Annotated in this window: 16 protein-coding genes and 1 pseudogene; 13 read left to right on the plus strand and 4 right to left on the minus strand. The window is 67.2% G+C overall.

Annotated features, from left to right (window positions below; all coding sequences use genetic code 11):
* Positions 1–115 precede the first annotated feature (115 nt).
* Entirely contained in the window at positions 116–787 is a 672-nt protein-coding gene (locus OIE68_RS40880; RefSeq protein WP_327096233.1) for a TetR/AcrR family transcriptional regulator, read from the plus strand.
* A 20-nt stretch (positions 788–807) separates the two neighbouring features.
* A complete protein-coding gene (locus OIE68_RS40885) occupies positions 808–1,335 on the plus strand; it encodes a GNAT family N-acetyltransferase (RefSeq protein WP_327096234.1) in 528 nt (175 codons plus the stop codon).
* A 5-nt stretch (positions 1,336–1,340) separates the two neighbouring features.
* On the opposite strand, the gene OIE68_RS40890 is transcribed toward OIE68_RS40885, so the two are convergent.
* Both OIE68_RS40890 and OIE68_RS40895 read right to left on the minus strand, forming a co-directional pair.
* A complete protein-coding gene (locus tag OIE68_RS40890) occupies positions 1,341–2,894 on the minus strand; it encodes a glycerol-3-phosphate dehydrogenase/oxidase (protein WP_327096235.1) in 1,554 nt (517 codons plus the stop codon).
* Positions 2,895–2,954: 60 nt separating this feature from the next.
* A complete protein-coding gene (locus tag OIE68_RS40895; protein ID WP_327096236.1) occupies positions 2,955–3,563 on the minus strand; it encodes a helix-turn-helix domain-containing protein in 609 nt (202 codons plus the stop codon).
* Positions 3,564–3,749: 186 nt separating this feature from the next.
* Between OIE68_RS40895 and OIE68_RS40900 the strand changes: the two genes are divergently transcribed.
* A complete protein-coding gene (locus tag OIE68_RS40900) occupies positions 3,750–5,327 on the plus strand; it encodes an FAD-binding oxidoreductase (RefSeq protein WP_327101998.1) in 1,578 nt (525 codons plus the stop codon).
* Positions 5,324–6,280, plus strand: coding sequence for a YegS/Rv2252/BmrU family lipid kinase (locus OIE68_RS40905; RefSeq protein WP_327096237.1), 957 nt, complete (start codon positions 5,324–5,326; stop codon positions 6,278–6,280). Before OIE68_RS40900 ends, OIE68_RS40905 begins: the two co-directional genes overlap by 4 nt.
* Positions 6,281–6,290: 10 nt before the next feature.
* Here the strand turns inward: OIE68_RS40905 and OIE68_RS40910 are convergent, their stop codons facing one another.
* Entirely contained in the window at positions 6,291–6,971 is a 681-nt protein-coding gene (locus OIE68_RS40910; protein ID WP_327096238.1) for an AAA family ATPase, read from the minus strand.
* A gap of 300 nt (positions 6,972–7,271) precedes the next feature.
* Between OIE68_RS40910 and OIE68_RS40915 the strand changes: the two genes are divergently transcribed.
* The 9 genes from OIE68_RS40915 (at position 7,272) to proB (ending at position 20,074) form a co-directional block, all read left to right on the plus strand.
* Positions 7,272–9,950: a valine--tRNA ligase gene (locus tag OIE68_RS40915; RefSeq protein WP_327096239.1), complete on the plus strand. Its 2,679-nt coding sequence runs from the start codon at positions 7,272–7,274 to the stop codon at positions 9,948–9,950.
* On the plus strand, positions 9,947–11,407 hold the full coding sequence (gene folC / locus OIE68_RS40920) for a bifunctional tetrahydrofolate synthase/dihydrofolate synthase (protein ID WP_419150638.1): 1,461 nt from the start codon (positions 9,947–9,949) through the stop codon (positions 11,405–11,407). Before OIE68_RS40915 ends, folC begins: the two co-directional genes overlap by 4 nt.
* Positions 11,408–11,655: 248 nt before the next feature.
* Entirely contained in the window at positions 11,656–11,982 is a 327-nt protein-coding gene (locus OIE68_RS40925; RefSeq protein WP_357474232.1) for a DUF4233 domain-containing protein, read from the plus strand.
* Positions 11,983–12,077: 95 nt separating this feature from the next.
* On the plus strand, positions 12,078–12,494 hold the full coding sequence (gene ndk / locus OIE68_RS40930) for a nucleoside-diphosphate kinase (RefSeq protein ID WP_327096241.1): 417 nt from the start codon (positions 12,078–12,080) through the stop codon (positions 12,492–12,494).
* Between the two features lie 486 nt (positions 12,495–12,980).
* Positions 12,981–16,127: a translation initiation factor IF-2 N-terminal domain-containing protein gene (locus tag OIE68_RS40935; RefSeq protein WP_327096242.1), complete on the plus strand. Its 3,147-nt coding sequence runs from the start codon at positions 12,981–12,983 to the stop codon at positions 16,125–16,127.
* Between the two features lie 305 nt (positions 16,128–16,432).
* The gene (gene rplU, locus OIE68_RS40940; RefSeq protein ID WP_040687720.1) at positions 16,433–16,744 is read left to right on the plus strand and encodes a 50S ribosomal protein L21; all 312 of its coding nucleotides are present in this window, start codon (positions 16,433–16,435) and stop codon (positions 16,742–16,744) included.
* Positions 16,745–16,784: 40 nt separating this feature from the next.
* Positions 16,785–17,051, plus strand: coding sequence for a 50S ribosomal protein L27 (gene rpmA / locus OIE68_RS40945; protein WP_063047669.1), 267 nt, complete (start codon positions 16,785–16,787; stop codon positions 17,049–17,051).
* Between the two features lie 224 nt (positions 17,052–17,275).
* Entirely contained in the window at positions 17,276–18,730 is a 1,455-nt protein-coding gene (gene obgE / locus OIE68_RS40950; protein ID WP_327096243.1) for a GTPase ObgE, read from the plus strand.
* A gap of 228 nt (positions 18,731–18,958) precedes the next feature.
* Positions 18,959–20,074, plus strand: a complete 1,116-nt coding sequence (proB, locus tag OIE68_RS40955) for a glutamate 5-kinase (RefSeq protein WP_327102000.1) — start codon at positions 18,959–18,961, stop codon at positions 20,072–20,074.
* On the opposite strand, the pseudogene OIE68_RS40960 reads toward proB, so the two are convergent.
* Positions 20,071–20,435: pseudogene (locus OIE68_RS40960) on the minus strand (type II toxin-antitoxin system VapC family toxin); the annotation flags it as partial. The gene proB and the pseudogene OIE68_RS40960 overlap by 4 nt on opposite strands.
* Positions 20,436–20,632: the final 197 nt, after the last annotated feature.

Consider the following 20,632-nt stretch of genomic DNA (forward strand, 5'->3'; position numbering starts at 1 on the left):
AAGAAGTATCGGAAGCGAACATCGATCGTTACGAACCCTGTTCGATCCAATCGAACCATATGGGCCGAACAACGTTCGTGTCAAACGCTGTTCGTCGAGGCGTATGCTCCGGGATATGAGCGCCACACCCGTCAGCCGCCGGGCCCGTCCCGCGAAGGCACCCCTCAGTCGTGACGTCATCATCGAAACCGGTCTGCGCATCCTCGACCGCGACGGCTTGGCCGCCCTCACCATGCGACGCGTCGCACAGGACCTCGATACCGGTGCGGCCTCGCTCTACGTCTACGTCGCCAACCGCGACGACCTGATGGCCGCCATGCTCGACCAAGTGCTCGGCACGGTGCCCGAGCCGACCGGCGACACCTGGCGCGACCGCCTCACGACACTGGTCGAGACGACCGTGGAGGCGATGTCCAAACACGAGGGGCTCGCACTGGTCGCGCTCGGCTCGATACCGACGAGCCCGAACGCCCTGCTGATCGTGGAGCGGCTACTTGCCCTGCTCGCCGAGGGGGGAGTGGACCCGCAGACCAATTCCTGGGCCGTCGACCTGATCTACCTGCACATATCCGCGCAGGCCGTGGAGCAGAGCGCGTACAACACCAAGGACACCAACGAGCAGGACTACATCGCCGAGGTCGCCCAGCACTTCGCCGAATTACCCGCCGACCGATATCCGACGCTCGTGGCCATGCGCGAACAGATGCTGGCGGGCGGCGGCGACGATCGATCCCGCTGGGCGCTGCGTGCGCTGGTCAATGGCATCCTGGCGACTCCGGTCGAATGAATGCCGTGGGAGAATCACCCATGCGGATGATTCGACCGGCGGTCGAGGACGACCTGCCGACACTGCAAGATATCGAGCGTGTGGCGGGCAAACCATTCGCCGACATCGGCATGATGGCCGTTGCCGATGACGACCCGCCGTCACTGGATACGCTCCGGGAATTCCAGCGGGCGGGCCGCGCCTGGATCTATCCCGATGACGCGGGCCGCCCGATCGGCTATCTGATCCTCGGAATCGTCGACGGTAACGCCCACATCGACCAGGTCTCGGTGGATCCGGATCATGCGGGCAAGCGGATCGGCAAACGGCTTATCGACTATGCCGTGCGCTGGGCGAAAGCCCAGGGGATGCAGGCGATCACGCTGACCACCTTCATCGATGTGGCCTGGAACGGACCGTACTACGAACGCCTCGGCTTCCGCTTCCTGGCCCCCGCCGAGGAGACCGCGGAACTACGCGAAATTCGAGCCGCCGAGGCCGCGCACGGCCTCGACCTCTGGCCGCGCGCCTCCATGCGAGCCGAACTCGACGCCTGGCAACTGGACTGACGGAGCTAATGCTGCCGCGCGAAGGCGGCCTCCGCTGCGGGCAGTGCCGCCGCGCGGTCCTCGGGGACGAGTCCGATCCGGGTGCGACGGTCCAACAGATCGTCGGTGTCGAGGGCGCCTTCGTGGGTGATCGCGAAGGCGAATTCGGCTGCTGTGACGTCGATTCCTGGTGCGACCTGGTCGGCGAGAACAGGGTTGCGGTCGACTAGTCGGAGTACGGACGCGGATTCGCTGCCGTAGCGCTCGACCAGCACGGTCGGCGCGGTGATGCGGTCGCGAGCGGCGCCGGAGACCGCGCCCACCAACGGAAGTCGCCTGGTAAGGCACGGCCCAGCGGTGAGGTTGGCGTGCGCGACCGCCGCATCGACGGCGTCCTCGGCCATCTGGCGGTAGGTGGTGAGTTTGCCGCCGACAATGGTGATGACGCCGGTGGGTGAGCGCAGGACCGCATGTCGACGGGAGATGTCGGCGGTGCTGTTATCGGCCGTCCTCAGCAGCGGGCGCAGTCCGGCGTAGGTGCCGCGAATATCGCTGCGGGTCAATGGCTCCCGGAGTGCGGTGTTGATGGTGTCGAGCAGGAAATCGATTTCGGCTTCGGTGGGCTGCGGTTCGTCGGGGACCGGGCCGGGGGCATCCTCATCGGTGAGGCCGACGTAGACCCGGCCGTGCGCGGCGGGAAAGGCAAAGACGAAACGGCTGGTGCTTCCGGGTACCGGCACGGTCAGCGAGGCGGTCAGACCGCCGAATGATTCGGCATCGAAGACCAGGTGGGTGCCGCGACTCGGACGGAGTTCGATGCTCGGGTCGACTTGGTCGGCCCAGACGCCGGTGGCATTGATGACGGTGCGCGTCCGGATGGACATCGTGTCGCCGGTCAGGGTGTCACGTAGGGAGGCCGAATCTCCGGTCACGTCAAGGGCTTCCACGCGGGTAAGGACTGTCGCGCCCTGTGCGGCCGCAGTACGAGCCAGCGCCACTACCAGCCGCGCGTCGTCCACCAGCTGTCCATCCCAGGCCTGCAGTCCGCCACGCAACCCGTCGCGACGCACGGTCGGCGCCAACCGCAGCGCTTCGGCGGTGGCGACTTGACGCGAACGCGGCAGTGTCGCAGGCGAAGTGCCCGCACTGCGGCGCAGCACGTCTCCGGCGACGAAGCCCGCACGGATCAAAGTCTGTTGTGCGATACCGATTTCCGGAAGCAGCGGCACCAGCTGCGGCAGGGGGCGAACGAGATGCGGTGCGGTGGTGGTGATCAGAATTCCACGTTCGACCGCACTTTCGTGTGCGATGCCGACCTGCCCGCTGGCCAGATACCGGAGTCCGCCGTGCACCAGCTTCGAACTCCACCGGCTCGTGCCGAACGCCAGATCGTGCCGCTCCACCAGCACGGTTCGCAGCCCGCGCGCGGCGGCGTCGAGCGCCGCACCGGCACCGGTCACGCCGCCGCCGATCACCAGCACATCGATTTCTCCGCCGTCGCCGAGCAACTGCAGCTCACGGTTGCGGCGTCCGGCATTCAGCGCAGAATTGCCGTGGGTATCAGCCGAATTCGCAGTCATTACAATCCTTTTCGATGGCGTACCGATGGCCGAAGCATTCGGTCATTGCAATGGGCTTCGTCATTGCGCCTTCTCGACGGGAGCCAGGTAACCGTCGATCGCACGGGCCAACTCGGTATCCAGCGCCGGCCCGGCCAGCAGCGGCGCGACGGTACCGGCCGACTGCACCGCCGACTGCGCGATGAGCAGCAGCATCGTCGCCATCTCTTCCGGATCACCCGCGCGAATCGTGCCGTCCCGGTGGCCTTCCCGGATACCCGCGCTGAACAGCTCGATCAGCGCGCGCTGGTTGCGTCCGAGGCGGCCGAAGACATAGGTCAGCATCAGATCGGTATCGGTGCGAAAGATCTTGCCGAACAACGGATTCGAGCGAATCGTCGCCGCACCCGCGACCACGCCCTCGACCAGCCGGGTGCGCGCATCGCCCGCGGCCGGCATGGTATCGGCGACGATCGCGCGCAGTTCGCGCACCAGCAGTTCGGCCACCAGCGATCCGGTATCGGGCCAGCGCCGGTAGACGGTCGGCCTGCTGACACCGGCGCGGCGGGCCACCTCGGTGAGAGTGGTGCGGCGCACCCCGAACTCCTCCACGCAGGCCCTGGCCGCGTCGAGGATCGCGAGATCGGTCGCCGAAAGCGCGTCATCGGGGGTGGACGCTGCGGAGGTCATCGGGTATCACCACCGGGTGTCGGCGGCACCGAAGTGCCGGGAAAACGAGTGCCTATGCGTTACTGCTTGACAGTATATGTCAAACTGTAACGCATGGTCGAGACGCAACAGCACACCGACGAAATCGGATCGTCCGCGACCGGGGCGCCCGCCGCAAACCCGGGCGCGTCGACGTACGCGGCGAGTATGGTTTGGGACGCCTGGGGCATCCCCGCCGGACACAAGCCGCTTTCGGCTTCGATTCGGAACCTGTTGACGCAAGTATTCGGAGTGTCCGGTGACCCGGTGGCGCGCCGCGATGAGGGCGATGTGCCGCTACGCGAGTCGACGCTGACGCCGACTCAATGGGACGGGTTGGTCGCGGTGGTCGGCGTGGGCAGCATTTCGGTCGACCACCACGATCGTCTGCTGCATGCGGGCGGTAAGAGCACCCCCGACCTGCTGCGCCGTCGCGCCGCTGATCCGCAGGACGCCCCCGATGCCGTCGTCTTCCCCGCCGATCACGAGCAGGTGCTCGCGGTGCTCGGTTACTGCGCCGACAATGCCATCGCGGTCGTTCCCTTCGGTGGCGGTACCAGCGTGGTGGGCGGCGTCGATCCGGTCCGCGGTCGCTTCGACACCGTCATCGCGCTGGATCTGCGCCGCCTGGACGGTATCTCGGAGATCGACCCGGTCAGCGGCACCGCCACCCTCGGCGCGGGACTCACCGGTCCCAAGGCCGAGGAACTGCTTGCCGCCCATGGACTTTCGCTCGGTCATTTCCCGCAGAGCTTCGAATTCGCCAGCATCGGCGGATTCGCCGCAACCCGGTCCTCCGGTCAGGCATCGGCGGGCTACGGCCGCTTCGACGACATGGTCCAGCGCCTCGAGATCGCAACACCCAGCGGCACCATCGAACTCGGCCGCGCACCCGCCTCCGCCGCGGGGCCGGACCTACGTGAACTGTTCGTCGGGTCCGAGGGGGCGCTCGGCGTGATCACCGGGGTCACGCTGCGGGTGCATCCGGCGCCGGAGACCATCGGCTACCAGGCCTGGTCGTTTCCGGACTTCGAAACCGGCGCCGCCGCACTGCGTTCGGTGGTGCAGGCAGGTGCCGCGCCCACGGTGTTGCGGTTGTCCGATGAGGTCGAAACCGGCGTCAACCTGGCGCGCTCCGCCGATATCGGCGGCGAGGCGGTGGCCGGTTGTCTGGCCATCACCACCTTCGAAGGCACCGAGGCGCATGTAGCGGCCCGCAGCGCGGAGGCGGGCGCATTGCTCGCGGCGGCCGGCGGGAATGCGCTGGGACAGACCCCGGCCGAGGAATGGGAGCACGGGCGTTTCGCCGCGCCCTATATGCGCGATGCGCTGCTCGATCTCGGCGTGTTGTGCGAAACCCTGGAAACCGCGACCACTTGGTCGAATCTGACCGAGCTAAAGGCGAAGGTGACTGCGGCACTGACGGATTCGCTTGCCGAGCAGGGCACCCCGCCGCTGGTGATGTGCCACATCTCGCACACCTATCCGACCGGAGCGTCGCTGTATTTCACCGTCATCGCCAAGCAGTTGGACGATCCGATCGCCCAATGGCACATCGCGAAACGTGCGGTCGGTGACGCGATCGTAGCCGCGGGCGGCACCATCACCCACCATCACGCGGTCGGCACCGACCACCGCCCCTGGATTCCGGGGGAGATCGGCGATCTGGGCGTGCGCGTACTGCGCGCGGTGAAGCGGGAATTGGACCCCGCGGGCATCCTCAACCCTGGAAAGCTGATCCCGTGATACAGGATTCGCGCCTGGTGCGTGCGGTCACCGTGGTGACCAACCCACAGTCCGGTGTCGGCAGAGGGCACGAGGTGGCCGCGGCCGCGCTTGCGCGCTTCGTCGCACAGGGCGTCGAGGTCACCGAGGTGCGGGCACCTTCGCCCGCCGAATCCGTACGTCAGGTGCGGGATTCGATCACCGGCAGCACCAAGCCGGACGCGGTGGTCTGCATCGGCGGCGACGGGTTGATGAATGTCGTACTGGAAGCCATCGCGCAGACCGGCGTGCCGCTCGGTCTGATTCCCGCTGGCACCGGCAACGATCTCGCGCGCGAAATCGGCGTGCCCACCGACGACCCCGTCGCGGCCGCGGACCTGATCCTGGGCGGTCGCACCCGCACCATCGACCTCGGCCGCATCGAATCGCCCGCGCCCGGATTCACCCCCAAGTGGTTCGCCACCGTGACCGGCACCGGCTTCGATGCGCGAGTCACCCTGCGCGCCAACGATATGCGCTGGCCCAAGGGTCCGCTACGCTACACCTTCGCCGCACTGGCCGAGATATCCGGCCGCTTCACCGTGCCGTACCGAATCGAGCTGTCCGGTGTCGTGCCCGGCGCACTCGACAATCCCGACGCCGACAACGTCATCGAGACCGATGCCGTCATGGTGGCCATCGGCAATACCCGCACCTACGGGGGCGGCATGCTGGTCTGCCCGGACGCGGTAATGGACGACGGGCTACTGGATCTGACTGTCGTAGGAGCGGTTTCGCGTCTGGACATGCTCCGCCTGCTGCCCGCACTGTCGTCGGGTAAACGAATCGATCACCCGAAATCCAAGCAGTATCGCGTCGCCCAGGTGACCCTCACCGCGCCCGGCGCGCCCGCCACCGCCGACGGCGAACCGGCAGGCACCCTCCCCGTCTCCCTCCGCGCGGTCCCCGGCGCGCTTACCGTGCTGGTTCCATGATTGCTACTGGTCAAGATGCGAAACTGACCCGGCTCATGCGGTCGATGGTGGTCCGGTCGAGGACGACCGTCGACACGGGCTCGGGCGGTGGTGGACGGCCGGAGTCCACGGCGCGGATGAGGCGATCCCAGCGTCGGCAATGCAGGGTGAAGAAGACCGGATTGATCCGGCGTCCGCGGGCGTGCTGACCGGCGCGCGCGACACCGGCGGGCACATCGAGCAGGATCAGGTGTAACTCCCGGCCGTAGCGCGTCGCCCAGCGGCCGATCATTCGTCTGGCCCACCCGAAGGTGGCGCAATCATGGATAACCACCGGTCCGGTACCGTCCCGCAGCGCGGCCCGGATTCCGGCGTAATGCGCCACATGCACCACCGGCCGCCACAGCGGATACGGGAGCCGACCGAGCTTGTGCCGCCATCGATTTCGGGAATGGTGCGAATCCAGCACCACCGAGCCCCCGGGACCCCGATGCGGCCCCTCGGCATCGGCCTGCGCGCCGAAGAACAATCGCAACGCCGTACTCTTGCCCGCCCCCGGAATACCGGCCACGAGCAGTGCAGACCTCGCTGGATACCGCAGTTCCTCGATCGTGCGGCCGCGCAGATCGTGCACGGAATCCGGTGTTACGACGCGGATATCGGGGAGCCGCGGTTGCGAACCGGGATAAGGCGAATCAAGCGGAGGGTTCACCTCTTCCAGGCTCCCTAGCCAGATTGGATTCGGCAACAGGGAAAGCCCTGATTCTTGCTGGGTATTTCTCCGGGCATCGGACGCGCCGTCAGGGCGGGAGAAAGTGCCGTTCCGGTGACCGCGTAGTGAACGCGCCACGAAGCTGAGAATTAGTTGTGGATTCGGGGCTCGGGCTGGTTTCGGCGGTAGGCTCTCGAGGTGTAGGCGGAGTCTTCGGTGTCCCTCATCCACCGAAGACCCCGCCGCTTTTATGCCCCGGCCCTTTTATGAGCTCAGCGGGTATCCCACTAGAATGCCGGGGTGACCAGCGCAGCCCCTGACAACCCGCGTAATCGTGCCGATGCCCTCCCCAAGAGCTGGGTTCCCAGCGAGGTGGAGGCCGAGATGTACGAGCGCTGGGTAGCGGCTGGCTACTTCGCCGCCGATCCTGCCAGCGACAAGCCCGGTTACTCGATCGTGCTGCCCCCGCCGAACGTCACCGGCAGCCTGCACATGGGCCACGCGCTCGACCACACCCTGATGGACACCCTCTCGCGCCGCAAGCGCATGCAGGGTTACCAGGTGCTGTGGCTGCCGGGCATGGACCACGCGGGCATCGCCACCCAGACCATCGTGGAGAAGCAGCTCGCGGTCGACGGCAAGACCAAGGAAGACTTCGGCCGCGAACTGTTCATCGACAAGGTCTGGGACTGGAAGCGCGAATCCGGCGGACAGATCCAGTGGCAGATGCGCGCGCTCGGCGACGGCGTCGACTGGAGCCGCGACCGCTTCACCATGGACGACGGGCTCTCGCGGGCCGTGCAGACCATCTTCAAGCGCCTATACGACGCGGGTCTGATCTACCGGGCCGAGCGTCTGGTCAACTGGTCGCCGGAACTGCGCACCGCCATCTCCGATATCGAGGTCAAATTCGAGGATGTCGAGGGCGAGCTGGTTTCGCTGCGCTACGGCTCGCTGAAAGACGATGAGCCGCATGTGATCGTGGCCACGACCCGGGTGGAGACCATGCTCGGCGATACCGCGGTGGCGGTGCATCCGGAGGATCCGCGTTATAAGGATCTGATCGGCAGCACCCTCGAGCATCCGATCACCGGACGTCAGATCCCGATCATCGCCGATGACTACGTCGATCCCGAATTCGGAACCGGCGCAGTGAAAATCACGCCCGCGCACGACCCCAACGACTTCGAGATGGGCCTGCGGCACAATCTGCCCATGCCGAACATCATGGACGAGCGTGCCCGGATTATCGGCACCGGAACCGAATTCGACGGTATGGACCGGTTCGAGGCGCGGGTCAAGGTGCGCGAGCGGCTCGCGGCCGAGGGCCGGATCGTCGCCGAGAAGCGGCCGTACCTGCACAGCGTCGGACATTCCGAGCGCAGCGGCGAGGCGATCGAACCGCGGCTCTCGATGCAGTGGTGGGTCAAGGTGGAGTCGCTGGCCAAGGCCGCCGGTGACGCGGTTCGCAACGGCGACACCGTGATTCACCCGGCCAGCCAGGAGCCGCGCTGGTTCGAATGGGTCGACAACATGCACGACTGGTGCATCTCGCGGCAGCTGTGGTGGGGCCACCGCATCCCGATCTGGTACGGCCCCGATGGCGAGGTGGTCTGCGTCGGTCCGGACGAGACCGCCCCCGAGGGCTGGGTGCAGGACCCGGATGTGCTCGACACCTGGTTCTCCTCCGGCCTGTGGCCCTTCTCCACCATGGGCTGGCCCGATTCCACCGAGGAGCTCCAGAAGTTCTATCCGACAAGCGTTCTCGTCACCGGCTACGACATCCTGTTCTTCTGGGTGGCCCGGATGATGATGTTCGGCACCTTCGTCTCCGACGATCACGTGCTCACCGCGGGCAAGGGCGGCGCGAAGCAGGTGCCGTTCAAGGATGTGTTCCTGCACGGCCTGATTCGCGATCAGTACGGCAAGAAGATGTCCAAATCGCGTGGCAACGGCATCGACCCGCTGGACTGGATCAACTCCTACGGCGCGGACGCGCTGCGCTTCACGCTGGCGCGCGGTGCACAGCCCGGCGGTGACCTCTCGGTCGGCGAATCGCACGCCCTCGCCTCGCGCAGCTTCGTGACCAAGCTGTTCAACGCCACCAAGTTCGCGCTCATGAACGGCGCGCAACCGGGCACGCTGCTCGATCGCGCCGAACTCACCGACGCCGACCGCTGGATCATCGATCGGCTCGAACAGGTTCGCGCCGAGGTGGATTCGGCTTTCGACGTCTACGAATTCGGCAAGGCGTGCGAGGCGCTGTACCACTTCGCCTGGGACGAGCTGTGCGACTGGTATCTGGAACTGTCCAAGGTGCAGTTCGCCGCCGGTGGTTCGCGCGCCGAGTCGACCAGCATTGTGCTCGGCAATGTGCTCGATGCGGTGCTGCGGCTGCTGCATCCGGTCATCCCGTTCGTCACCGAATCGCTGTGGCGGGCGCTGACCGGCGGCGAATCCGTCGTCGTCGCCACCTGGCCGGAGGCCACCGGTGTGGCCACGGATGTGACCGCCGCACAACGGATTTCGGATGCACAGCGCTTGATCACCGAGATCCGTCGCTTCCGCAGCGATCAGGGGCTGGCCGATAAGCAGAAGGTGGCGGCCAAGCTGATCGGCCTGGATAACGCCGGCCTCACCGAACTGCACGATTCGGTGACCAACCTGGCCCGGCTCACCCAGCCCGGTACCGAATTCGCGGCGACCGCCTCGGTTGAGGTGCGCCTGAGCGGGTCCACCGTGACGGTCGAGCTCGACACCTCCGGCGCGGTCGACCTCGATGCCGAACGCCGCCGCCTGGAGAAGGATCTCGCCGCGGCCGAGAAGGAATTGGCGACCACCACAGCCAAACTCGGTAACGAGGCGTTCCTGGCCAAGGCGCCCGATCAGGTGGTCGACAAGATCAAGGGACGTCGCGATGTCGCCGAGGGCGAAGTCGCGCGCATCGGTGCCCGGCTCGCGGAACTGAGCGGCAAATGAACGACGAACCAGAACCGCAGTACGCCGACGACGAGCATCGCAAGCGGCGGCTGGGATCCGGGCCGTCCCCGGTGGACCTGGCCGAAATGGCGTTGGTCGAGGCGGAATTGGACCGGCGCTGGCCGGAGACCAAGATCGAGCCCTCGCTCACCCGCATCACGACGCTGATGGACCTGCTCGGCTCGCCCCAGCAGAACTATCCGGCCATCCACATCGCGGGCACCAATGGTAAGACCTCGGTGACCAGGATGATCGATGCGCTGCTGACCGCGCTGCATCGGCGCACCGGCCGGATCACCAGCCCGCATCTGCAGCTGGCCACGGAGCGGATCAGCATCGACAACGCGCCGATCACCCCGGCCGAGTACGTGGCGACCTATCGCGAACTGCTGCCCTATATCGAGATGATCGACAAGCAGTCCGCCGCCGCGGACGGTCCGGCCATGAGCAAGTTCGAGGTGCTCACCGGCATGGCCTATGCCGCCTTCGCGGAGGCGCCGGTGGATGTCGCGGTCGTCGAGACCGGTATGGGCGGCCGTTGGGACGCGACCAATGTCATCGACGGACAGGTCGCGGTGATCACCCCGATCGGCCTGGACCACACCGATTTCCTCGGCGACGATCTCGCATCCATCGCGGGGGAGAAGGCCGGGATCATCAAACGTGCCCCGGAGAGCCTGGTGCCGCGCGATACCGTCGCCGTCATCGCCGAACAGGAACCCGAGGCCATGGATGTGCTGCTGCGCCGGGCCGTCGAGGTCGATGCCGCAGTGGCGCGCGAGGGTTCGGAGTTCCGGGTACTGGCCCGCCAGATCGCGGTCGGCGGCCAGCAGCTCGAATTACAGGGTCTCGGAGGGGTTTACGACGAGATCTTCCTGCCGCTGCACGGTGAGCACCAGGCCCGCAATGCGGTGCTCGCGCTGGCCGCGGTCGAGGCGTTCTTCGGCGCGGGTGCGGATCGGCAGCTCGATATCGAGGCGGTGCGGGCGGGGTTCGCGAGTGTCACCAGCCCTGGCCGGATGGAGCGGATGCGCAATGCCCCGACCATCTTCATCGACGCCGCGCACAATCCGGCGGGTGCGCAGGCCCTGGCCGCGGCGCTGACCGCCGAATTCGACTTCCGCAAGCTGGTCGGCGTCGTCGCGGTGCTCGGCGACAAGGACGTGGCGGGCATGTTGGACGCGCTGGAGCCGGTACTCGACGAGATCGTCGTCACCAACAATGGTTCGCCGCGCGCCATGGATGTCGAACGCCTCGCCGACCTCGCGGTGCAGCGCTTCGGTGACGAAAGAGTGGTCACCGCCGAGACCCTGCCCGATGCCCTGGAAACGGCCATTGCCATTGCCGAGGAGGTCGGCGATTCGGGCGAGATGGTTTCCGGCGCGGGCGTCGTGGTAACCGGATCTGTGGTCACTGCCGGTGCTGCGCGCGCCCTGTTCGGGAAGGACCCGGCATGAGCGAACGCAGTGAGCGAATCATGTGCCAGCGCGCATCGGCGCATGCCGGAGCCGAGCGCCAGCGAGGCGCAGGCATGAGCTGCGCGGTTCGGATGCGGCAGCATGCGTAAGCACGTGGGGCCCGCGAATGCCGAGAAGGAGACAGCGTGACCGAATCGACCGGCGACGCCGCCGAGCCCGAGCGGGCCGACGGCGAGCCGCAGGCCCCCCCGCCCGCCGCAGACCCGTGGAAGGGTCTGCGCGGCGTCATGGCGGGCACGCTGATCCTCGAGGCGATCACGGTGCTGCTCGCATTGCCCGTGGTCGGGTCGGTCGGCGGCGGTATCGGCTGGTTCTCCGGCAGCTACCTTGTCGTCCTCGCGCTGGTGATGATCCTCGGCGCCGGACTACAACGCCGCCCATGGGCCATCCCGTTCAATCTAGGACTGCAGGTCCTGCTGATCCTCGGTGTCTTCGTGCACATCTCCATCGGCGTCATGGGTGTCTTCTTCGCCGTCGTCTGGGGCTTCATCCTGGTGCTGCGCGCCGACGTCAAGCGCCGGATGGAACTCGGTCTGCTGCCCAGTCAACGCTAGCGACTGCTTGCAGGTCGCTCGAAAAGGTCAGCATCCAGGGCTCTTCATAGCCGCCGGTTCGGTAACCGGGGGCAGTGCCGATTAGGCTGTGCGCCGTGACTGAGCAGACGTTGGTACTCATCAAGCCGGACGGTGTGGCCCGTGGCCTCGTCGGTGAGGTGCTGGCCCGGATCGAGCGCAAGGGGCTGAAGATCGCCGCCCTGGAGCTGAAGCAGGTATCCGACGAGTTGGCGCGCGGCCACTACGCCGAACATGCCGAGAAGCCGTTCTTCGGTTCCTTGATCGAGTTCATCACCTCCGGCCCGGTCGTCGCGGCCATCTTGGAGGGCCCGCGCGCCATTGCGGCGTTCCGTCAGATCGCCGGCGGCACCGATCCGGTCGAGAAGGCCGTCCCCGGCAGCATTCGCGGCGACCTCGCGCTGGAGACCCAGGAGAACCTGGTGCACGGCTCCGATTCGCCGGAATCGGCCAAGCGGGAAATCGCTCTCTGGTTTCCCGAGTTCCCGGCCTGATAGAGCCCTGAGGCGTGAGCTGCGCGAACGGGCAATACGGCCGGCGTCGCCGCGGGACGGTGCCGAGCGCCAGCGAGGCCAAGTCGTGCGGCGATGGCGAGACGTCGCCGCACTATGTGGGATACTGACAGTGGTTGCTGACGATACCGACTGTTCGCGCAGGTACGCGGACGATCGGTGCCGGCCGGTAACCGGATGACACTGCGGTTCGATGCCGATCATCGCTGCTACGAACAGCTGGCCCGTTGCTGGGGCCGGGGGTTCGCGCCGGCACGCTGGATGAGCGCTCGCGCCGTGGAGTTCAGCCAACAGCCAGGCGCCGCGTGACCAGTTAGCCCGACCGACGTAAACCATGGGTGTTAACCGGACACGCGGGGCGAGACCACTTGACCTTGCGCCAACCGCGTGAGGTGAACGGACAGTGCCCCCGCGTCGGCCGCGTCACTCCTGCCAGGAGGGACGCGCCCGGGGACCCGAGGAGACTTCGTGGCCGATCAAGAGCCGCTGACAACAACATCACAGGATGCCGAACAATTGCCGGAGCGAATCCGAGTTCACGCGCTTGCCAAGCGGCTGGGGGTAACCAGCAAACGCATCTTGGCCAAGCTCGCCGAGTTGGGTGCCGACGCACGTAGTGCGCAATCGAATGTCGATCGCGCGGTAGCGGAATCTGTCCGCGAAGCGCTCGGCACGGTGGAATCGGAGGTCGTCGAACCCGTGGCGCCCGAGACCGCCGCGCGAGAGCCGGTTGCGGCCGAGCCCGAGCCGGTAGCGCCGGAGCCGATTGCGACCAAGCCCGAGCGGGGGCCCATTTTTTCCGCACCGGACCAGGCGATCGACCAGTCCGAATCGCTGCCGTCGGGGGAGCAGCCTGCGGCGCATCAGCCGTCGGTGCAGCTGTTCACCCATTTGGTTCCGCAAGAGTCGCACGTAGCGACGCCGGTCGTCTTCGAGGCCGCAGCCTCGGTCGCCGCACCGCTGTTCCTACCGCCGGACGCCACGGCCGCCGAGGCAGCGCGTCGGCAGCGTCGGGCCGAGCGCGACAGCCGTCGCGCCGAGGAAGCCGCGGTCGAAACCGTCGAGGAAGAGCCCGAAACCACCGAGGACGAGTCGGCCGAACAGCAGGGCGAGGCGGACCAGCCGCGTCGTCGTCGGCGGGGCCGTCGTGGTCGGGGTCGGGGCCGGGGTGAACAGCACGCCGACGCCGAATCCGAGGGCGACGACACCGAAGCCACAGACGAGAGTGCCGAGGACGAGCAGGCGGCGGTCAAGAGCGAGACCGAAGCCGAGCCCGGCGACGACACCGAGACCGAGGACGACGAATCCGGTGTGCCGGAGGGTTCGAGCCGCCGTCGCCGTCGCCGTCGTCGCCGCAAGGTGGCGGGGGACGGTGCCGACAGCGAGGGCGTCTCCGAGGACGATCCGCCGAATACCGTCGTGCACGAGCGTGAGCCGCGCAATAAGAGCCGCAGCCGCGCCACCGTCGACGAGGTGCAGGGCATCACCGGTTCGACCCGGCTCGAGGCCAAGCGGCAGCGTCGGCGTGACGGTCGCGAGGCCGGTCGCCGTCGCCCGCCGATCCTGACCGAGTCGGAGTTCCTGGCCCGCCGCGAGGCGGTGGACCGGGTCATGGTCGTGCGCGAGAAGACCTTCTCGGAGCACCCGACCGCGACCCAGGTCGCGGTGCTCGAGGACAATACCCTGGTCGAGCACTTCGTCACCAATACCGGCTCGGCGTCGATGGTCGGCAATGTCTACCTCGGCAAGGTGCAGAATGTGTTGCCCTCGATGGAGGCGGCATTCGTCGATATCGGCCGCGGCCGCAACGGTGTGCTCTACGCCGGTGAGGTGAACTGGGAGGCCGCCGGTCTCGGCGGTAAGGAGCGCAAGATCGAACAGGCGCTCAAGCCCGGCGATCAGGTGCTGGTCCAGGTCTCCAAGGATCCGGTCGGGCACAAGGGCGCCCGGCTGACCACCCAGATCAGCCTGGCCGGACGCTTCCTGGTGTACGTGCCCGGCGGTTCGTCCACCGGTATCAGCCGCAAGCTGCCCGATACCGAGCGCAAACGGCTCAAGGAGATCCTGCGCGATATCGTGCCCGCCGACGCCGGAGTGATCATCCGCACCGCGTCGGAGGGTGTCAGCGAGGCCGAACTGGCCCGCGACGTCGAGCGGCTGCAGGCGACCTGGCGCACCATCGAGAAGGCCGCCGAGGCCAAGGACAACGGCGCGCCCAAGACGCTGTACGAAGAGCCGGACCTGTTGGTCAAGGTCATCCGTGATCTGTTCAACGAGGACTTCTCCAAGCTGGTCATCGAGGGCGAGCGGTCCTGGAGCACCGTCGAGAACTACATCCGCACGGTCGCGCCGGATATGCTCGCCCGGGTCTCCCGGCACGAGAACAACGGTGTCGACGTCTTCGAGACCTATCGGATCGATGAACAGCTCGCCAAGGCGCTCGATCGCAAGGTGTGGCTGCCCTCGGGCGGCACCCTGGTAATCGACCGGACCGAGGCGATGACCGTCATCGACGTCAATACCGGCAAGTTCACCGGTGCGGGCGGCAGCAATCTGGAAGAGACGGTCACCAGGAACAACCTGGAGGCGGCCGAGGAGATCGTGCGCCAGATGCGGCTGCGCGATATCGGCGGCATGATCGTCGTCGACTTCATCGATATGGTGCTGGAGTCGAACCGGGATCTGGTGCTGCGCAGGCTGACCGAGGCATTGGGCCGCGACCGCACCCGCCACCAGGTCTCCGAGGTGACCTCGCTCGGCCTGGTGCAGATGACCCGCAAGAAGCTCGGCACCGGTCTGGTCGAGGCGTTCTCTACGACCTGTGAGCACTGCCATGGTCGGGGCCTCGTCGTGCACACCTACCCGGTGGAGCTCACCGGTGCCGAGGACAGCACGCGCGGTGGCCGGGAGACCGGGTCGCGGCGGCGGCGTGGCCGGGACAAGGGTGCGGCGGCGAGTGCGCCCGCCGCGGCCAGCAATGGCACCGCGCATGCTGCCGAAGACGAGGTGGAGATCGCGGTCAAGCGAGCGCATCCGGTGGCGTTGGCGATGGCGGCGCATCAGTCGGAGGATGAGCAGCCAGAGGATGTTGCGGACCTCGGGGACGTCGCGGTGGCAGAAGCCGTTGCGGATGTCGTCGCCGCAAGCGATGAGGCTCGGGTCGAGGAGGTCGTTGTCTCCGAGTCCGTTGCGGCCGTCGCTGAGGAAGCCGCGGAGGCGGTAGCCGAGGAAGTCGCGGAGGCGGAAGTGGTGGCCGAGGAGGCCGTCGAGCCCGCATCCGAGGAAGTCGTCGCGCCGGTCGCTGCCGCGGCTTCGACGTCCGTGGCGGATGAACCCGCTGAGTCTGCGGCAGAGCCGGTTGCGGCCTCGTCCAACGGTGTCCCCGAATCCGCGGCACCCCGTTCTACCGGCCGCAGACGTCGCGTCGCGCGTTCGGCCTCCGCACCGGCCGCCGACAGCGCCGGGGCCGTCTTCGTGCTGCCGACGGCGGATCAGGGGTCGGCAGGGCCTGTCGTGGACTACACGGCGGATGTGCCGGTCGTGGTGCCGACGCGCAAGCCGCGCCGCCGGGCCGTCGGTCGCCCCGCCGGACCGCCGGTGGACGACGCGAACTGATTGCCACGATCGGACCGAAAACCTGGGACCCCCGCCGCATTCCGCGGCGGGGGTCCTGCCTTTCGCGGGCACCGGTTTGGTCGGGGTGGTACCCGTCCTGTAATCTTGGACAGTCGCTGCCCGGCGACAGCGCTTTTCTGCGCTGTGTTTGTGACTCGGCTCGAAGCCGAGAGCCATCAGGTTGCTGAGGCGGCGGTGACTACCAGACCAGAGTGCTGTGGTTTCCAGCCGGAGTCATCCGGGCGGGAACACGCAGCCGCGCGAGCACGAGCCGCGCGCTTTACAGGAAGAAGGGCAGCCGACCGATGGCAACGTACGCGATCGTCAAGACCGGCGGAAAGCAGTACAAGGTCGCGGTCGGTGACCTGGTGAAGGTCGAGAAGATCGAGGGTGCGCCGGGTTCGTCCGTGGCGCTGGCCCCGGTTCTCGTGGTGAACGGCGCCGAGCTGACCACCGATGCGGACAAGCTGGCGAAGGTTTCTGTGGCCGCCGAGGTCGTCGAGCACACCAAGGGCCCGAAGATCCGCATCCACAAGTTCAAGAACAAGACCGGCTACCACAAGCGTCAGGGTCACCGTCAGCCGCTGACGGTCCTCAAGGTCACCGGCATCAAGTAAGCCTCCGCGCTTTCTCGAATTACTTCACAGGAGTTCAGAAATGGCACATAAGAAGGGTGCATCCAGCTCCCGCAACGGTCGCGACTCGAACGCCCAGCGACTCGGCGTCAAGCGTTTCGGTGGCCAGACCGTTTCGGCGGGCGAGATCCTGGTTCGCCAGCGTGGCACGCACTTCCACCCCGGTGTGCTCGTCGGCCGTGGCGGCGACGACACTCTGTTCGCCCTGGCGGCGGGCAAGGTCGAGTTCGGTACCAAGCGTGGCCGCAAGACCGTCAACATCGTCGTTCCGGAGCCGGCCGAGGCCTGACCGCCTCTCGATCGGGCGCCGCCGGACGAACGTCCGTCCTTAGTCCCTTGCGCTTGCACGAGCGAATGCGAGGGCACCGCCCATTCCGGAAAAGCTGAGCGGGTCAGGGTGCATTCCCTGGCCCGCTTTTCGCGTTCTCGAAAGATCGCGTTCCCACAGAGCAGGTCCTTTCGAGCGACCTGCAAGCAGTCGCTACGGCTACCACCGAGGAGGATGATTCGGACATGTCCAAATTCATCGACCGTGTCGTATTGCACGTACGTGCGGGCAAGGGTGGTCACGGCTGCGCCTCCGTGCGCCGCGAGAAGTTCATGCCGCTCGGCGGACCGGACGGCGGCAATGGCGGACGCGGCGGGGATGTGATCCTCGAGGTCGACCCGAATGTGCACACCCTGCTGGACTTCCACTTCCATCCGCATGCCAAGGCGAGCAACGGCAAGCCCGGCGAGGGCAGCAACCGCGACGGTAAGCAGGGCACCGATCTGGTGCTGAAGGTCCCCGACGGCACCGTGGTGCTCGACGACGACGGCAAGGTGGTCGTCGATCTGGTCGGTTCGGGCAATAAGTTCATCGTGGCCCGTGGCGGACGCGGCGGCCTCGGCAATGCCGCGCTGGCCTCCAAGGCGCGCAAGGCGCCCGGTTTCGCGCTGCTCGGCGAGGACGGCGATGAAGGCGAACTCGTCCTCGAGTTGAAGTCCGTCGCTGATGTGGGGCTGGTCGGGTTCCCGTCGGCGGGTAAGTCCTCGCTGGTGTCGGTGCTCTCGGCCGCCAAGCCGAAGATCGCGGACTACCCGTTCACCACGCTGGTGCCCAATCTCGGTGTGGTCTCCAGCGGAGACACCACCTTCACCATCGCCGATGTGCCCGGTCTGATTCCGGGCGCGAGCGAGGGACGTGGGCTCGGGCTGGATTTTCTGCGGCATCTGGAGCGCTGCGCGGTGCTCGCGCACGTCGTCGACTGTGCGACCCTCGAGCCGGGACGCGATCCGGTCTCCGATGTCGATGCGCTCGAGGCCGAACTCGCCGCCTACCAACCGGCTCTGGATGCCGATACCGGACTCGGTGAACTGGCCGATCGGCCGCGTGTGGTGATCCTGAACAAGGTCGATGTGCCCGATGCCGCCGAGTTGGCGGAGATGGTCACGCCCGAATTCACCGCACGTGGCTGGCCGGTCTTCGAGATCTCGGCGGTGAGCCGGGCGGGCCTGCGTCCCTTGACCTTTGCGCTCGCCGAGATGGTCGAGCAGTATCGGACCGCGCATCCGAAGGCCGCGCCGAAGCGTCCGGTGATCCGCCCGATCGCGGTGAACGAGTCCGGCTTCAGCGTGATCGCCGACCCCGAGGAGCCGGGCGGCTTCATCGTGCGCGGGCCGCAGCCGGAGCGCTGGGTGCGCCAGACCCAGTTCGACAACGACGAAGCCGTCGGCTACCTCGCCGACCGCCTGGCCCGCCTCGGTGTCGAAGACGAACTTGTGAAGCAGGGCGCCGAGCCCGGTGCACCGGTCACCATCGGCGATGTCACGTTCGAGTGGGAGCCGCAGATCTCCGCAGGTGTGGATATGGTGCCCACCGGCCGCGGCACCGACATCCGCCTGGAGCAGAACGACCGGATCAGCGCCGCCGAACGCAAACACGCGTCCCGAGTACGCCGTGGTCTGGTCAAGGACGACGAGGAATAACGTGACCGCCGTGGGCTTGTGGTGTGCGCCGGGGTCTGGCACGGCGTTTCGGCGAGTGATGTGGTTCGGATCGCCCATCCGGCGAGTGTCGGAATTCGGTGGCGGCCAGCGCGTTCGGGGCGCAGTGTTGCGCCCGGCGGGTTCGGCTGGACTGGCGGGTACGACGAGTTCTGTTGTGGTACAGGGAGTTCGGTTGCGATGCAGGTGAGTTCGGGGATGGCCGAGGTGATGTCGCAGTCCGGGCTGAGTGAGGCCAGGACGGCGATTGCTTCGGCGCGCAGTGTGGTGGTGAAGATCGGTTCTTCGGCGCTGACCAGCCTAAAGGGCGGTCTCGATATGGCGCGACTGGATCGGCTGGCCGATGCGGTGGAGGCGCGGATGCGGGCCGGGTCCGATGTGGTCGTGGTTTCGTCCGGTGCGATCGGTGCGGGTCTCGCTCCGCTTGGGTTGACAAGTCGCCCAAGGGATCTGGCTACCAAGCAGGCTGCGGCCAGCGTCGGGCAGTTGGCGTTGGCGCATGCGTGGGGGACCTCGTTCGCGCGGTTCGGGCGGACGGTCGGGCAGGTGCTCTTGAGCGCCGACGACTTCTCGCGCCGTGAGCATCACCGCAATGCCCAGCGCACCCTGGACCGGTTGCGCTCCCTCGGCGCGGTCGCTGTCGTGAACGAAAACGACACCGTCGCAACGGAAGAGATCCGCTTCGGCGATAACGACCGCCTCGCCGCACTGGTTGCCCATCTGGTCGGCGCGGACGCGCTGGTGCTGCTCTCCGATGTCGAGGGCCTCTATGACGGCGATCCGCGCAAGGGCGCCGCCAACTTCATACCCGAGGTCCGCAGCAGCGCCGACCTCGACGGCGTCATCGCGGGCAGCGGCGGCGCACTCGGCACCGGCGGCATGGCCTCCAAACTCTCCGCGGCCCGGCTGGCAGCCGACGCGGGCGTCCCCGTTCTGCTGGCCGCCGCCACCGAGGCCGATATCGCGCTCAGCGCGGGCACGGTCGGTACCGCCTTCGCCGCCCGCCCGGTCCGCCTCTCCGCCCGCAAATTCTGGGTCCGTCACGCCGCCGACAGCCGCGGCGCCATCCTCATCGATGAGGGCGCCGTCCAAGCCGTCGCCCAACGCCGTCGCTCCCTGCTCGCCGCAGGCATCATCGGCGTCCGCGGCCGCTTCCACGGCGGCGACGTCGTCGACCTCATCGCTCCCGACAACCGCATAGTCGCTCGCGGCGTGGTCGAATACGACAGCGCCGAACTATCCGGCATGCTCGGCCGCTCCACTACCGAACTCCCGGACACCATGCAACGCCCGGTAATCCACGCCGACGACCTGGTCAAGATTTAGCGGCTGGCCTCCGAACTTGCCCCCGGCGATTCGCCTCCCGCGTCGTCCTGCGGCAACTGAACCGCAGTGATGCCGGTGCGTGGGAAGTCGTTGCCTCTGAAAAGCAGAGGTTCGCCACTCACCTTCGACAACGCATAGGAGAAGCAGTCGCCGTAGTTCAGGGCGGCCGGATGCCGCCCGTTGCCGTATTCTCGCCAGGCCAGTCGCGCCAGATGCGCGTGTTCGGGATGTACCGCAACAAGATCGACTGCGGCCCATGTAGCCACAGGTCCAGTTCACGTCCACCGGCATCGCCGAATCGGCCCTCGATAACGATCGAGATCTCCAGATACTTTGCCGTGGACATCAAACGGACGGGGTCTGCTTCGATTTAGCTACTTATCGCTGAACACTGTCCGGGGTTGGGATGACGCCGGGTTGGTTGGTGGTCGGCGGGGGTTGGGAGGGACCGGTTTGGTCGGGAATGGGGCCGGTGATGCCGGGCTGGCCGCCGGGATCGGGGAGGGGAGGGGTTGGTTCCGACGGGACGGGGGGCGCGGGTGGGGGTGCCTGTTGGGT

Source organism: Nocardia vinacea, from assembly GCF_035920345.1.
Lineage (GTDB): Bacteria > Actinomycetota > Actinomycetes > Mycobacteriales > Mycobacteriaceae > Nocardia > Nocardia vinacea_A.

Bases quoted from the DNA above. Each gene is read 5' to 3' on its own strand.
- rpmA (WP_063047669.1), top strand. From the start codon at position 16,785: ATGGCACATAAGAAGGGTGCATCCAGCTCCCGCAACGGTCGCGACTCG.
- rplU (WP_040687720.1), top strand. From the start codon at position 16,433: ATGGCAACGTACGCGATCGTCAAGACCGGCGGAAAGCAGTACAAGGTC.
- OIE68_RS40900 (WP_327101998.1), top strand. From the start codon at position 3,750: ATGGTTTGGGACGCCTGGGGCATCCCCGCCGGACACAAGCCGCTTTCG.
- OIE68_RS40885 (WP_327096234.1), top strand. From the start codon at position 808: ATGCGGATGATTCGACCGGCGGTCGAGGACGACCTGCCGACACTGCAA.
- OIE68_RS40925 (WP_357474232.1), top strand. From the start codon at position 11,656: ATGGCGGGCACGCTGATCCTCGAGGCGATCACGGTGCTGCTCGCATTG.
- folC (WP_419150638.1), top strand. From the start codon at position 9,947: ATGAACGACGAACCAGAACCGCAGTACGCCGACGACGAGCATCGCAAG.
- OIE68_RS40880 (WP_327096233.1), top strand. From the start codon at position 116: ATGAGCGCCACACCCGTCAGCCGCCGGGCCCGTCCCGCGAAGGCACCC.
- proB (WP_327102000.1), top strand. From the start codon at position 18,959: ATGTCGCAGTCCGGGCTGAGTGAGGCCAGGACGGCGATTGCTTCGGCG.
- OIE68_RS40890 (WP_327096235.1), bottom strand. From the start codon at position 2,894: ATGACTGCGAATTCGGCTGATACCCACGGCAATTCTGCGCTGAATGCC.
- OIE68_RS40895 (WP_327096236.1), bottom strand. From the start codon at position 3,563: ATGACCTCCGCAGCGTCCACCCCCGATGACGCGCTTTCGGCGACCGAT.
- obgE (WP_327096243.1), top strand. From the start codon at position 17,276: ATGTCCAAATTCATCGACCGTGTCGTATTGCACGTACGTGCGGGCAAG.